This is a genomic window from Azospirillum sp. TSH58 (assembly GCF_003119115.1).
In the GTDB taxonomy this organism is placed as follows: domain Bacteria; phylum Pseudomonadota; class Alphaproteobacteria; order Azospirillales; family Azospirillaceae; genus Azospirillum.
The window spans coordinates 1,316,045-1,328,595 of record NZ_CP022367.1; the positions used below are offsets into that span (position 1 = coordinate 1,316,045).

Annotated in this window: 12 protein-coding genes; 10 read left to right on the forward strand and 2 right to left on the reverse strand. The window is 70.6% G+C overall.

All coding sequences use genetic code 11. The annotated features are described in order from the left end of the window. The first annotated feature begins 271 nt into the window (after positions 1–271). The 5 genes from TSH58p_RS27425 to TSH58p_RS27440 all read left to right on the forward strand — a co-directional run bounded on the left by TSH58p_RS27425 (position 272) and on the right by TSH58p_RS27440 (position 4,906). Positions 272–1,978: a DUF2491 family protein gene (locus tag TSH58p_RS27425; protein WP_247874328.1), complete on the forward strand. Its 1,707-nt coding sequence runs from the start codon at positions 272–274 to the stop codon at positions 1,976–1,978. 51 nt (positions 1,979–2,029) lie between these two features. Then, complete coding sequence (locus tag TSH58p_RS27430) at positions 2,030–2,455, forward strand: DUF350 domain-containing protein (protein WP_109469585.1); 426 nt, start codon at positions 2,030–2,032, stop codon at positions 2,453–2,455. Between the two features lie 32 nt (positions 2,456–2,487). Further along, complete coding sequence (locus tag TSH58p_RS27435) at positions 2,488–3,258, forward strand: hypothetical protein (RefSeq protein WP_109469586.1); 771 nt, start codon at positions 2,488–2,490, stop codon at positions 3,256–3,258. A gap of 108 nt (positions 3,259–3,366) precedes the next feature. Continuing rightward, positions 3,367–3,534, forward strand: coding sequence for a hypothetical protein (locus TSH58p_RS33715; protein ID WP_175428751.1), 168 nt, complete (start codon positions 3,367–3,369; stop codon positions 3,532–3,534). A gap of 112 nt (positions 3,535–3,646) precedes the next feature. Beyond that, on the forward strand, positions 3,647–4,906 hold the full coding sequence (locus tag TSH58p_RS27440) for a pitrilysin family protein (RefSeq protein WP_109469587.1): 1,260 nt from the start codon (positions 3,647–3,649) through the stop codon (positions 4,904–4,906). 141 nt (positions 4,907–5,047) lie between these two features. Here TSH58p_RS27440 and TSH58p_RS27445 read toward each other — a convergent pair whose 3' ends face one another. Continuing rightward, a complete protein-coding gene (locus tag TSH58p_RS27445) occupies positions 5,048–6,061 on the reverse strand; it encodes a DUF2125 domain-containing protein (RefSeq protein ID WP_109469588.1) in 1,014 nt (337 codons plus the stop codon). Between the two features lie 108 nt (positions 6,062–6,169). Here TSH58p_RS27445 and TSH58p_RS27450 point away from each other — a divergent pair, with 108 nt between their 5' ends. The 5 genes from TSH58p_RS27450 (at position 6,170) to TSH58p_RS27470 (ending at position 12,128) form a co-directional block, all read left to right on the forward strand. Then, positions 6,170–6,808, forward strand: coding sequence for a gamma-glutamylcyclotransferase (locus TSH58p_RS27450; RefSeq protein WP_109469589.1), 639 nt, complete (start codon positions 6,170–6,172; stop codon positions 6,806–6,808). A gap of 143 nt (positions 6,809–6,951) precedes the next feature. Further along, positions 6,952–8,895, forward strand: coding sequence for a M1 family metallopeptidase (locus TSH58p_RS27455; protein ID WP_109469590.1), 1,944 nt, complete (start codon positions 6,952–6,954; stop codon positions 8,893–8,895). Between the two features lie 97 nt (positions 8,896–8,992). Next, complete coding sequence (locus TSH58p_RS27460) at positions 8,993–9,634, forward strand: SH3 domain-containing protein (protein ID WP_109469591.1); 642 nt, start codon at positions 8,993–8,995, stop codon at positions 9,632–9,634. 121 nt (positions 9,635–9,755) lie between these two features. Beyond that, complete coding sequence (gene hypD, locus TSH58p_RS27465) at positions 9,756–10,895, forward strand: hydrogenase formation protein HypD (protein ID WP_109070328.1); 1,140 nt, start codon at positions 9,756–9,758, stop codon at positions 10,893–10,895. A 144-nt stretch (positions 10,896–11,039) separates the two neighbouring features. Then, complete coding sequence (locus tag TSH58p_RS27470) at positions 11,040–12,128, forward strand: TRAP transporter substrate-binding protein (protein ID WP_109070327.1); 1,089 nt, start codon at positions 11,040–11,042, stop codon at positions 12,126–12,128. A gap of 57 nt (positions 12,129–12,185) precedes the next feature. Here TSH58p_RS27470 and TSH58p_RS27475 read toward each other — a convergent pair whose 3' ends face one another. Then, positions 12,186–12,398, reverse strand: coding sequence for a hypothetical protein (locus TSH58p_RS27475; protein ID WP_109070326.1), 213 nt, complete (start codon positions 12,396–12,398; stop codon positions 12,186–12,188). Positions 12,399–12,551: the final 153 nt, after the last annotated feature.

Consider the following 12,551-nt stretch of genomic DNA (forward strand, 5'->3'; position numbering starts at 1 on the left):
TTTTCAGGCGCCGGCCATAGAAGTGGTATTACAACTTGCTCCCGCCGGCCCTGTGGAGGGGCGGCGATTTCCTGAATTCCTCATGGTTTTTGCAATGAACGCCCCGGTGGGGTTTCTGCGCGGGCTGCCGCATCACCATGGCTAACCCGCCGGCGAAGAGGTTGATGGCGAACAATTGGGCATGTAGGGTGTTCCGGCTGTGCATCCATGGCAGCGCGCAGGCCCCATGCCCTCCGGTTCCCCGCCCTCCGGTTCCATGCCCCCTGGCTCCATGCCCCTTCGGAACCGGATCGCCGTCCGGTTCCTGAGCGTTCTTCTGGCGCTGGCGCCGCTCCAGCCGCTGCCCGCCGCCGCCCCCGCGGCGGTGCCCGCCGGGCTGGCCGTGGCCTCCGCCGCGCTGCTCTGGCCGCAGGAGGTCGAGGCGCGGGCCGGCGGAGGCCGAAGCTCCAGCGGGGGATACAGCCGCCCGGCCGTGCGCACCCCGTCCTTCTCCACCCGCCCCGCTCCGTCGCGCGCGCCGTCCACCGGCAGCGGCGGCTACAGCCGTCCCCAAGGCGGACCGTCCCTCGGCTTTCCCGGCGGGGCGCCGTCCGGCGGTGGCGATCTGGGCGTGTCGCGGCGGTCGAGCGGCGAGGCGCTGGACCGCTACCGGACGCAGCAGCAACAGCAGCAACAGCCGCAGCGGGAACGCACCCCGCCGGTCACCGCGCCGCCGCCCCGTTCGGGGTCCGGGTCCGCTTCCGGATCCGGCTGGAGCGGAGGGGGATGGCAGGGCGGCGGTGGCTCCGGCTCGGGCTGGGGGCAGCGGCGCACCGGCGGCTATGGGCCGGGGGGCTGGTACGGCGGCTGGCGCCCGCCGGGCTGGGCCTATGGCAGCCGTCCCAGCTTCGGCCTGTGGGATGGGCTGTTCCTGTGGTTCCTGCTCGATAATCTGTCACGCCCAGGCTACGCCGACTGGTTCCACAACCACCAGGGCGACCCCGGCTACGCGGAATGGCGCACGGAGGCGGAGCGGCGCGCGCAGGACGATCCCGACCTGCGCCGCCGCCTGGACGATCTCGACACCCGCCTGCGCGCGCAGGAGGACCGGCCGCGCGATCCCAGCTACCTGCCGCCGGACGTCCCGCGCGACGTCGCGCAGGCCGAGCCGCAGACGCCGCCTTCCCCAGGGGAGTCCGATGGAGGCTCCGGAGGGGGCTGGGGCACCCTGCTTCTTCTGATTGTGCTCGTCGGGGGGATGGTGGTGGCCGTGACCGCCCTGCGCCGCCGCTCGTCGGGCTCCCGCTCCGGAGGTTCCGCCATGACCCGTTCGCCCTGGGGCGCCGCCGCCAGCACCGCCGCCGGCATCGTCAAGGCCAAGGCCTCCGGCGCGTCCTACGAACCGTCGCTGTTCCGTGTGGGCATGACGCTGACGCCCGATCCCACGCCCTTCCTGCTGGGCGGCGGCGCGATCAAGGCCACGGCGCCGGAGGGCGCCGGCTCGATGGTCAGCGTGGCGGCCGTCGGCACGCTGACGGGCGGCGGCGTGACTCTGCACCGGCTCTATCTTCCGGGCGGGAGCGGCTTTTACCAGCTTCATCTGGGAGCGGGGGGAGCGCCGGACGAATGCCGCTGGTTCAGCGTTCTGGACGAGGTGCACCCCACCGACAACGACGAATGGGGCTTCTGGCTGGACCCCGGCGACGGGATGATCGGCTATCCGCAGTTCCAGACCAAGGACGGCAAGCTGTACGGGCGGCTGTGGTCGCCCGGCGCGTCGCGTATCGCCCCCATAACCTTCGACGAGACGCTGACCGACCACCGCGGCAGCCGCACCCGCCGCCTGACCGCCATGCTCTACGCGGCTCCCACCGGCGCCGCCGACCCGGCACCGCGGACCGAGTATGTGCTGGTCACGGCGGTGGAGGACGGCGGCGAGGCGTGGGTGGAGGTCCGCGCCGGCATCGACGTCAACCCCGCCTCGCTCTCCCTCGCCTGAGGCCCCACTCAAGTTTCCTGCCTGATCCCGCCAGCCCGTATGGAAGACACCATGGACACCAGCGTCGCGCAAATCCTGCAGGGCCTCGAATCCGGCCTGCCGCTGCTGCTTCTGCATTTCGGAGCGACCCTGGCTCTGTTCGTGATCGGGGTGGCCGTCTACGTGGCGGTCACGCCGCTGCACGAGCGCGAGTTGCTGGCGAGCGGCAACCAAGCGGCCGGCGTGGTGCTGGGCGGCACGATGGTGGCGCTGGCGATCCCGCTGGCGGCGACGCTGGCGACCAGCCATGTCCTGGTGGACATCCTGATCTGGGGATCGGTTGCGCTGGTGCTGCAGTTGATTACCTTCCTGATCGCCATTTGGCTGTTCCGCGACCTGCGCGCCATGATCGAATCCGGCAACGTCGCGGCGGGCACGGCGCTGGCCGGGCTCCAGGTCGCCATCGCGCTGCTGAACGCCGGAGCCATGGCGGGCTGAAGTCCCCGCCGAAACAGAGAGGAACCGCAACCATGATCTCGTTCATCCGCAACCTCGTCGGGGTGAAGACCGATCAGGCCGTCCAGTCGGCGCTGGAAGCCCTGGTGCGCTGGGACCCCAAGGCCGCGACGGAGGCCGAACTGCGCACGATGGAAGAGCATCTGGACAGCCTCGGCCTCCAGGTCGCGCAAGCGCGCGCCGCCTATGAGAAGGAGCAGAAGGAAGCCGAGGCCATCCTGCAACTCTCCCGCCAGCGCATGGCCGCCGCCGAGCATCTGCAACGCCAGTTGGAGGCGGAAGCCGACGCCGGTCGCAAGGCCCAGCTCGAAAAGAGCCTGGAAACGCTGGTGGGGATGCTGGAGCAGATGGCTCCGGACATCGATCGGGAGGAGCAGGACGCCCACGACGCGCGCGATTTCCTGACCATGCTCGAAACGACCTACGCCGAAGCCGGCGGCAAGCTGAAGGCCGCCCGCAGCGCGTTGCAGCGGGCCGAACGGGACATGGGCCGCGCCGCCCAGCAGCGTGACATGGCCGAGCAGCGGGCGGAGGCGGCCCGGCAGGCGGCGGGGCTGAGCGGCGCCACTTCCAGCCTCGGCACGGCGCTGAAGGCGATGCAGGACGCGGCGGCCCGCGATCTTGCCCAGGCGGAGGCGTCCAGCGCCAAGGCCCGTCTGCTGAAGCCGTCCAAGCCGGAAGAGGACGATCCCAACATCAAGGCGGCGCTCGACGCCGCCACAGGAGCGAAGCCGGCGCCCAGCACCCTGTCCGACCGTCTGGCCTCCCTGAAAAGCCGGCATTGAGGGATGAACAGGATCATCCTATCGATAAAATAGGATGATCCTTATCGATCCTATCGAAGTTCTCCGCCATGATGCGAGCAGTGAAAGTCTGTTCGGTGGAGGACAACCATGCGCCGATCAATGGCGGAGCTGTTGAGCGAACTGGAACGGCACGGCGTGCGGCTGCTGCCGGGCGGGCGCCTGCTGGTGCCGGGCGACGTTCCGGCGCCGCTGCTGATGCGCGCCCATCGCAACCGCCGCGCCCTCAGCGCCGCCCTCGCGCCGCCGCGCGGTTGACGGCACGCTTGACCCCAGCCCGCGAGGCGTTGTTCCTGCGCGGACGGCGCCCCACGTCAATGCAACGCCCCCGATGTTCCGGGCGATCCCGTGCCCAACCAGGAGACCCTGTGTGACGATCCAACTGACCACCCTCGCCAACGGATTCCGCGTGCTGACGGACCACCTGCCGCATCTCGGCACGGTGACCAGCGGCGTCTGGGTCGGCGTCGGGGCACGCAACGAACGGCCGGCGGTGAACGGCATCGCCCATTTCCTGGAGCATATGATCTTCAAGGGAACGGAAACCCGCGACGCGCTGGGCATCGCGCTGGAGATCGAGAACCGTGGCGGCGAGTTCAACGCCTACACCGACTATGACGTCACCGCCTATTACACGCAGATGGCCGCCAAGCACGTCGAGGTGTCCTGCGAGATCATCGGCGACATCGTGCTGAACTCCGTCTTCCCGGAAGAGGAGGTGGAGAAGGAGCGCGGCGTGGTCATCCAGGAGATCGGCCGCTACGCCGACGAGCCGGAGGACGTGGTCTACGAGGCGCTGCGCCGCACCGCCTTCGACGGGCAGGCGCTGGGCCGCCCGATCCTCGGCCCGAAGGAGAATGTCGCGGGCTTCGGGCGGGAGCATCTGTTCGACTATGTGTCCCATTACGACCCGCGCCGCATGGTCTATGTGGTGTCCGGCAACGTCGATCACGGCACCGTGGTGCGCCGGGCGGAGGCGCTGTTCGGCCATCTGACCGCCAAGGACGATCCGTTCCACGAGACGGTCGTGAACAAGGGCGGGGCGGCGCTGCTGAAGCGCGAGGCGGAGCAGGTGCATTTCATGGCGGCCTTCCCCGGCGTCGGCACCGAGGATTCGGCGAGCTACGCGCTGCGCCATCTCGCCAACATCCTGGGCGGCGGCATGACCTCGCGCCTGTTCCAGGAGATCCGGGAGAAGCGCGGGCTGGTCTATTCGGTCTACGCGGCACCCATCCAGTATGCGGACGGCGGCGCCCTCAGCTTCTACGCCGGCACCGGGCCGGAGGAGGTGGCGGAGCTGGTGCCGGTCTTCTTCGAGGAATTGCGCAAGGCCCGCGACGGCGTGACCGCGGTGGAGCTGGAGCGGTCGAAGGAGCAGATGCGCTTCTCGGTCGGCAAGTCGCTGGAATCGACGATGCGCCGCGCCGACCGCTTCGCCCGCACCCTGCTGCGCACCGGCGAGGTGCGGACCATCGAGCAGATCTTCGAGCGCATCGACGCCGTGACGCCGGAGGATGTGGCGGCGGCGGCCAACCGCGTCTTCGCCGGCCCGATGGCGGTGTCCGCGGTCGGCAAGCTGGACCATCTGCCGTCCTACGAGGACATGCAGGGGATGCTGAAGGCGGCGTGAGGCTGTCGTGTTGCGACGTGTTGCCCCCCTCCCTGACCCTCCCCCGCTGACGCAGGGGAGGGGATTAAGTCCCTCTCCTGCGAAGCGGGGGAGGGAAGGGGCCCACGCGCAGCGTGGGAAGGGTGGCGGCAACGCGTCGCCCTACCAGACCACCGCCGGCAGCGCCGCGACCTTCAGCGGCCCGAGGAACAGCCCGCGGTTCTGCACGGTGACCGGGGCGGTCAGCACCGGCTCGCCGCCCGGTCCGGTGGGGCGGGCCAGCAGGCCCAGCATGGTGCGGGCCATCGCCAGCTCCTTGGGCCGGAACATCCCCTGGAGCGCGTCCAGCACCGCCTGGTACCCGCGCACCTCCGCCGTCAGCGCGGCCTGCGGCTGCAGGGCGGCGTCGAGCGCCAGCGTGCCGTTCATCGCCAGCTTCAGCGGTCCCCAATCCAGATTCAGCCCGTCGAGCTGCAGCGTGCCGCCGTCGCGGCTCCAGGCCGACAGGCTGACCGGCTCCGGCTTCGGCGGATGGCCGAGGATGCGCGCGGTCAGCAGGAGCCGCTGCACCTCGCGGCCCAGCGCGTCCGGGGCGCCGTCGGGCAGGGTGGCGCCACGCGCCTCCAGCATGACGGACAGGCCGGTGTCGGTGTGGCTGGCCGGCGGCTCGGCCGGTTGGGTGGCGGTCACATCCAGGGCGGCGATGGGAATGGGCAGGGCGTCGGGCTGCGCCACGAGGTTGGCGAAGGCCAGCCGCGCCTCCACCGGCTGGCCGGTCAGGGTGAGGCCGACATGGCCCCGGCCGCCGTCGCGGGCGACCAGCGTGAAGGGCGGCTGGTTCGCCTGCACCACGGTCACCCGCTGTTCACCGGGCAGGGAAAGGGCGATGCGGGTGTGGTTCCAGGGCGGCGCCTCCGCCACCAGCCGGGCGCCCCGCCATTCCACGTCGCGGGTGGCGAGGTGCGGCGCCTCCAACGTGGCGCGGATGGTGAAGGGATAGCCGCCGACGCTCAACCCGCCATGGGCCACGACGGCGCCGGCGGCCCGCTGCTCGTCCATCCAGGCGAGCACGCCGCGCTCCACCGCCGAGGCGGCCTGCCACCACCAGACCGAATAGGCGCCGGCCAGCAGGGCGAGGGCAAGAACGGCGAAGCCCAAGATCTTCCGAACGCGCATCTGTGGCATTTCCGTTTTGTGGCACCCACCTTATAGCGGGCGGCCTGGGGCCGTGCTAGCATTCACCGTGTCGCCACCAGTCGGCGCACGCTGCATTACTTAAGGGTCATGCTGCTCGATACGCAATCGCCTGTTGCCGAGCTTCCGGTCACCGCACCGACGCAGCGCACGGCATCGTCCGCCTCTTCCTGGTCCACCGACATCGCCGTGACGCCCGGCGCCGACCTCTGGGTCTTCGCCTACGGTTCGCTGATGTGGAACCCGGAGTTCCCCTTCCTGGAGCGCCATCCGGCGGTGCTGGGCGGCTATCACCGCCGCTTTTGCGTGTCCTCCCACCGCTACCGCGGCACGCCGGAGCGGCCCGGTCTGGTGCTGGGGCTGGACCGCGGCGGCTCCTGCCGGGGCATCGTCTTCCGCGTGGCGGCGGAGCGCGTGCCGGAGACCCTCGATTACCTGTGGGACCGGGAGATGCTGAACCGCGTCTACCGGCCGAAGCTGCTGCCGGTGCGCCCGCGCGACGGCGGGGCGCCGGTCACCGCCTGCACCTTCGTGGTGGACCGCCGCCACCGGCAATATTGCGGCTGCATGGACGAGACCACCATGGCCGAGCGCATCGCCTGCTGCCGGGGCGAGCGCGGCCCGAACCTGGACTATCTCGCCAACACGGTCGCCCATCTGGAGGCCATCGGCATCCACGACCGCGGGCTGTGCAGCCTGCTGACCGCGGTGCGTACGCGGATCGGGTGACGAACTCCTGATGCCCCCTCCCTAACCCTCCCCCGCTATCGCGGGGGAGGGGACGTGATTCTCCCTCCCCTGCGATAGCGGGGGAGGGCCGGGGTGGGGGCAAACGCTGGCGCGGCGCGGCCCAAGCCTTATAGTGCTGAGCCATGCGCACCCTCCTCCTCGCCCTCTGCGGCATCCTCGCCGCCGCGCCCGGCTGGGCCGCCGGCCTGCATCATGACCTGACCGTCACGCTGGACCCCGCCGCGCGGCGTTTGGAGGTGGAGGACCGGCTGCGCCTGCCCGCCGGGACGCACCGGCTGTTGCTGGCGCCGGGGCTGGCGGTCGGTGAGGCCCGGCTCGACGGCAAGCCGGTCGCGGTGCGCGGCAACACCCTGCCGGTGACCGTTCCGGAAGGCGGCGGCGAACTGCGCCTGCGCTACGCCGGGACCCTGCCGCCCCTGACGCCGGACTCGCGCGGCGGAGGTGGCGGGGCGGAGGGCGCCTATCTGCCCGCCGGCACCGGCTGGATTCCGACCTCCGAGAACGCGGAGTCTCCGCCGTCCTGGCGCCTGTCCGTCCGCGTGCCGGCGCCCTTCGTCGCGGTGGCGACGGGCCGTCTGGTGGAGGAGGCACGCGACGGGGCGGGCTACGCCGCGACCTTCGCCGAGGACCGCAGCGTCGAGGAACCGTCGCTGTTCGCCGGGGCGTGGCAGGTGACGGAACGGATGCACAATGGAATGCGCCTGCGCACCTACTTCCATCCGGAACAGGCTCCGCTGGCCGAGGAGTATCTGGACCTCAGCGCCCGAACCATCGACGCGCAGGCGGCGCGGATCGGCGCCTATCCCTTCGCCGGATTCGCCATCCTGTCGGCGCCGCTGCCGGTCGGGCTGGGCTTTCCGGGGCTGACCTACATCGGGCGTCAAGTGATGCCGCTGCCCTTCATCCGCGCCCAGTCGCTGCCCCACGAGATCCTGCACAACTGGTGGGGCAACGGGGCGCGGGTGGGCGAAGGCGGCGCATGGCCCGGCAACTGGTCGGAAGGGCTGACCACCTTCATGGCCGACTATGCGGCGGCGGAGGCGCGCGGCGAGGACGCGGCGCGGGCCATGCGGCTGGACTGGCTGCGCGACTACGCCGCCCTGCCGGCGGAGCGCGACTCCGTCCTGACCGACTTCCGGGCCAAGGTCCACGACGCCGCCCAGATCGTCGGCTACGGCAAGGCGGCGATGCTGTTCCACATGCTGCGCGCCGAGATCGGGGCGGACGCCTTCGACGCGGGAATTCGCCGCTTCTGGAAGGAGAAACGCCTTCAGGACGCGGGGTGGGACGATTTGCGCCGCGCCTTCGCGGCGGCGTCGGGGCGGGACCTTGGCCCCTTCTTCGAACAATGGCTGACCCGCGTGGGGGCGCCGACGCTGGAACTGGCGGGAGCGAGCGCCAACGGTGACGGGGTGGCGCTGACCCTACGCCAGGGCGGGCCGGTCTATGGCCTGACCGTGCCGATGGAGGTGAAGACCGCGGCCGGGGTGGAACGCCACACCATCCGGCTCGACGGGCGCGAAACGACGGCGACGATCCGGACCGCCGCCGCGCCGCGGGCGCTCGCGGTCGATCCCGGCTTCGCCCTGTTCCGCCGTCTGGCGCCGGGGGAGGCGCCGCCGATCCTGCGCGACGTGACTCTGGACCACGCGGCCACCACGGTGATCGCCGCCGACGGTCCCGCCGCGGCGGCCGCCCGCGCGCTGGCCGAGCGGCTGGCGGACGGCACACCGCGCATCGCCGCCGCGGAGCGCGCCGATCCCGCCGCCCCGCTCGCCGTGATCGGGACGGCGGGGGAGGTGGACCGGCTGCTGGCTCGGCTCGGCCTGCCGCCGCTGCCGGACAGCCTCAAGGGGCGCGGCACCGCGCGGGTGTGGGCCGCGCGAACCCCGCAGGGCCGCCCGGTTGTGGCGGTGGCGGCGGACGACGCGGCGGCGCTCCAGGCGCTGCTGCGCCCGCTGCCCCATTACGGGCGGCAGAGCTGGCTGGTCTTCGAGGGCGCTCGCGCCGTGGACCGCGGCGTCTGGCCCGCCGGCGACAGCCCGCTGCGTGTGTCTTTCGAGTAGCTCCGCCCGCCCGTCCTCTGTCCATGGAGCATACCCCGCCTTTGCCTGTTGTAGGGGGAAACGGCGCGCGACGCGCGCGTTCTGCGGGAGAATGCACATGTCTCGGATGACGACGAGTTTGCTTGGAACCCTGGCCGGCCTCGGCGTGGCGGCGGCGCTGGCCCTGCCTGCGGCGGCGGCCCCCGGCGACATCCACACGGTGACCGGCGAGAAGGTCAACCTGCGCGCGGCCCCGTCCGACAACGCCTCGGTCCGCTCCACCGTCGCCCGCGGCGACGAGGTGATCGAGCTGAAGCAGGAGGGCAACTGGATCGGCGTGCGCTCGATGCGCACCGGCGAGGAGGGCTGGGTCTTCGGCGACCTCGTGAAGCGGCAGACGCCCAGCACGCTCGGCGGCGCGTCGTCCGCGGCGTCGGACGCCGGGTTCGGGCGCATCTCCTCGGGCTTCGACGGGCTGCTGGCCGGCATCAACAACCAGCTCGGCTACCGCTTCGCCGAGCGGGTGGAGCAGTCGGGCAACGGCGCGCTGCGCGTCATCCCGACCCAGGAATGGCTCTACAACACCAGCCGCGAGGCCAAGATCTACGCGGCGCTGGCGCTTTACGAGATGTGGAAGAACCACAACAACGGGCGTCCGGTCAGCGTGGCGCTGGGCTCCCCCGGCTCGTCGGCCATCGCCATCGAGGATTCGGGGCGTGGGCCGGAGCTGTCGCTGCCCGTGATGGGCGCCTCGAAGTAAGGCTCTTTGCGGCGGGAAGGCGTGACGCCGCCCCGCCGCGCCCCATTCTTGATCCGCATCAACGCCAGCGCTCCCCGCCGCCGTCCAAATGCCGCTACGGCAGGCGGATGGGGTGGGGGCGATGAAGTACGTCGATGAATTCCGGGACGCGGAACTGGCCCGCGGCATCGCCGCCGCCATCGCGCGGGAGGCAGCGACCGGGCGGACCTACCACCTGATGGAATTCTGCGGCGGCCACACCCACGCGGTGTCGCGCTACGGCATCCCCGACCTGCTGCCGGACACCGTGCGGATGATCCACGGGCCGGGCTGCCCGGTCTGCGTGCTGCCGGTGGGGCGGATCGACGACGCCATCGCCATCGCCCGCCAGCCCGGCGTGATCCTGTGCACCTACGGCGATGTGCTGCGCGTGCCCGGCTCGGGCCGGGTCAGCCTGCTGAAGGCGAAGGCCGAGGGGGCGGACGTGCGGATGGTGCTGTCCACCATGGACGCCCTGCGCATCGCGGAGGAAAACCCGAACCGCGAGGTCGTCTTCCTGGCCATCGGCTTCGAGACGACCACGCCGCCGACCGCGGTGGCGGTCCACGCGGCCCAGGCCAAGGGCCTCCGGAATTTCAGCGTCTTCTGCAACCATGTCCTGACCCCGGCAGCCATCCGGGGCATCATGGACAGCCCGGAGGTGCGGAGCATGGGCACGCTGCCGCTCGACGGCATCGTCGGGCCGGCGCACGTCTCCGTGGTCATCGGCAGCCGCCCCTACGACTTCGTGGCCGGAACCTACGGCAAGCCGGTGGTGATCGCCGGGTTCGAGCCGCTGGACGTGCTCCAGGCCATCCTGATGCTGGTCCGTCAGGCGAACGAGGGGCGGGCGGTGGTGGAGAACCAGTTCACCCGCGCGGTGACCCCGGACGGCAACCAAAAGGCCCAGCGGCTCGTCGCCGACACCTTCGACGTGCGCCCCAGCTTCGAATGGCGGGGTCTCGGCTCCCTCCCCGACAGCGGCTTGCGTCTCAAGGAGCGCTTTGCCGCCTTCGACGCGGAGCGGCGCTTCGCGGTGCCGGGGCGCGCGGTGCCCGACCACAAGGGCTGTGAATGCGGCGACATCCTGCGCGGCGTGAAGAAGCCCAGCGATTGCAAGCTGTTCGGCACCGTCTGCACACCGGAGAATCCGATGGGCTCCTGCATGGTGTCGGCGGAGGGGGGCTGTGCCGCCCATTACACCTACGGGCGGTTCCGCGACCACCGATTGGCGGTGTCGTAACCCTTGGTTTCAACCACAAACCGTTTGTCACGAAATATTTCGGCGGGGAAGCTATTCGCCCCTTGCACGGCTAACCTTTTGCGGGGGTTCGGAGGACGCTGATAGGTTCGTTCCTGAACAAAAGAACAGGAGGGGACTTCCCGTATGAAACGCCGTTCGTTCCTTGCCAGCGCCGGTGTCGGCGTCGCGGCCAGCACCCTGGCGGCTCCGGCCATCGCCCAGAGCACGCCGGAGGTGCATTGGCGCCTCGCCTCCAGCTTCCCGAAGAGCCTGGACACCATCTACGGCGCCGCCGACGTGATCGCGCACCGCGTCGCCGCCATCACCGACAACAAGTTCACCATCCGCCCCTTCGCCTCCGGTGAGATCGTGCCGGGCCTCCAGGTGCTCGACGCCGTGCAGAACGGCACCGTCGAGTGCGGCCACACCGCCAGCTATTACTATGTCGGCAAGGACCCGACCTTCACCTTCGACGCGACGGTGCCGTTCGGCCTGAACGCCCGCCAACAGAACGCCTGGATTCTCCAGGGCGGCGGCATGGAACTGCTGCGCGAGTTCTTCAAGGGCTACAACGTCGTCAACTTCCCGGCGGGCAACACCGGCACCCAGATGGGCGGCTGGTTCCGCAAGGAGATCAAGACGGTCGAGGACCTGCGCGGCCTGAAGTTCCGCATCGGCGGCTTCGCCGGCCAGGTGCTGACCAAGCTGGGCGTCGTGCCGCAGCAGATCGCCGGCGGCGACATCTACCCGTCGCTGGAGAAGGGCACCATCGACGCCGCCGAGTGGATCGGCCCCTACGATGACGAGAAGCTGGGCTTCAACAAGGTCGCCAAGTACTACTATTACCCCGGCTGGTGGGAAGGCGGCCTGAACGTGTCGCTTCTGGTCAACCAGCAGAAGTGGGAGGAGCTGCCGAAGCCCTATCAGGCGGCTCTGGAGGCGGCCTGCTTCGAGGCGCTGGCGATCATGAACGCCAAGTACGACTCCGACAACCCCGCCGCCTTGAAGCGTCTGGTGGCCGGCGGCGCCCAGCTCCGTCCCTTCCCGCGCGAGGTGATGGAGGCCTGCTACAAGGCGGCCTATGAGCTGTACGACGAGACGGCGAAGAACAACCCGAAGTTCGCCAAGATCTACGAGCCGTGGAAGAAGTTCCGCGACGAGGAATTCCTCTGGTTCCGCGTCGCCGAGAACAGCTTCGACAACTTCACCTTCACCGCCGGCCAGCGCCGTTGATGAAGGCGCGGTGCGGCGCGTCGCGGCGCCGCACCGTTTCGGCCGCTACTGGGGCCGCTACTGGGCGGCCACCTTCTGCGACAGGCGACGCAGGTCCTGCGACGCGCGGTCGGCGATGCGCTGGGCGGCGACCAGCGTGTCCGTCAGGTTGCCAACGTCCGGCGCGATCTCGCCCGCGGCGTCGGACATCTCGTCGAGGGCCTTCACCGCGCTGTCGATCAGGCGGATGACCAGCCCCGCGGGGCCGTCGGCGTTGTCGTACCCAGCCATTCCAAAATCTCCATGGTTGCGCAACCCAGCCCGAACGACACGGGCACGAGTTTCCATGGAGGGGGAGGGCCACGCAAGCCGCTTGTTGCCATCGGGTTCCCTTCTCCCCCCTGGGGAGAAGGTCAGGATGAGGGGGCGCCGAAGGCGCGCCGG

Coding starts and splice junctions, on each gene's coding strand:
- TSH58p_RS27425 (WP_247874328.1), top strand. CDS start 272: ATGCCCCTTCGGAACCGGATCGCCGTCCGGTTCCTGAGCGTTCTTCTG.
- TSH58p_RS27450 (WP_109469589.1), top strand. CDS start 6,170: ATGCTGCTCGATACGCAATCGCCTGTTGCCGAGCTTCCGGTCACCGCA.
- TSH58p_RS27445 (WP_109469588.1), bottom strand. CDS start 6,061: ATGCGCGTTCGGAAGATCTTGGGCTTCGCCGTTCTTGCCCTCGCCCTG.
- TSH58p_RS27470 (WP_109070327.1), top strand. CDS start 11,040: ATGAAACGCCGTTCGTTCCTTGCCAGCGCCGGTGTCGGCGTCGCGGCC.
- TSH58p_RS33715 (WP_175428751.1), top strand. CDS start 3,367: ATGCGCCGATCAATGGCGGAGCTGTTGAGCGAACTGGAACGGCACGGC.
- TSH58p_RS27435 (WP_109469586.1), top strand. CDS start 2,488: ATGATCTCGTTCATCCGCAACCTCGTCGGGGTGAAGACCGATCAGGCC.
- TSH58p_RS27430 (WP_109469585.1), top strand. CDS start 2,030: ATGGACACCAGCGTCGCGCAAATCCTGCAGGGCCTCGAATCCGGCCTG.
- TSH58p_RS27455 (WP_109469590.1), top strand. CDS start 6,952: ATGCGCACCCTCCTCCTCGCCCTCTGCGGCATCCTCGCCGCCGCGCCC.
- hypD (WP_109070328.1), top strand. CDS start 9,756: ATGAAGTACGTCGATGAATTCCGGGACGCGGAACTGGCCCGCGGCATC.
- TSH58p_RS27475 (WP_109070326.1), bottom strand. CDS start 12,398: ATGGCTGGGTACGACAACGCCGACGGCCCCGCGGGGCTGGTCATCCGC.
- TSH58p_RS27460 (WP_109469591.1), top strand. CDS start 8,993: ATGTCTCGGATGACGACGAGTTTGCTTGGAACCCTGGCCGGCCTCGGC.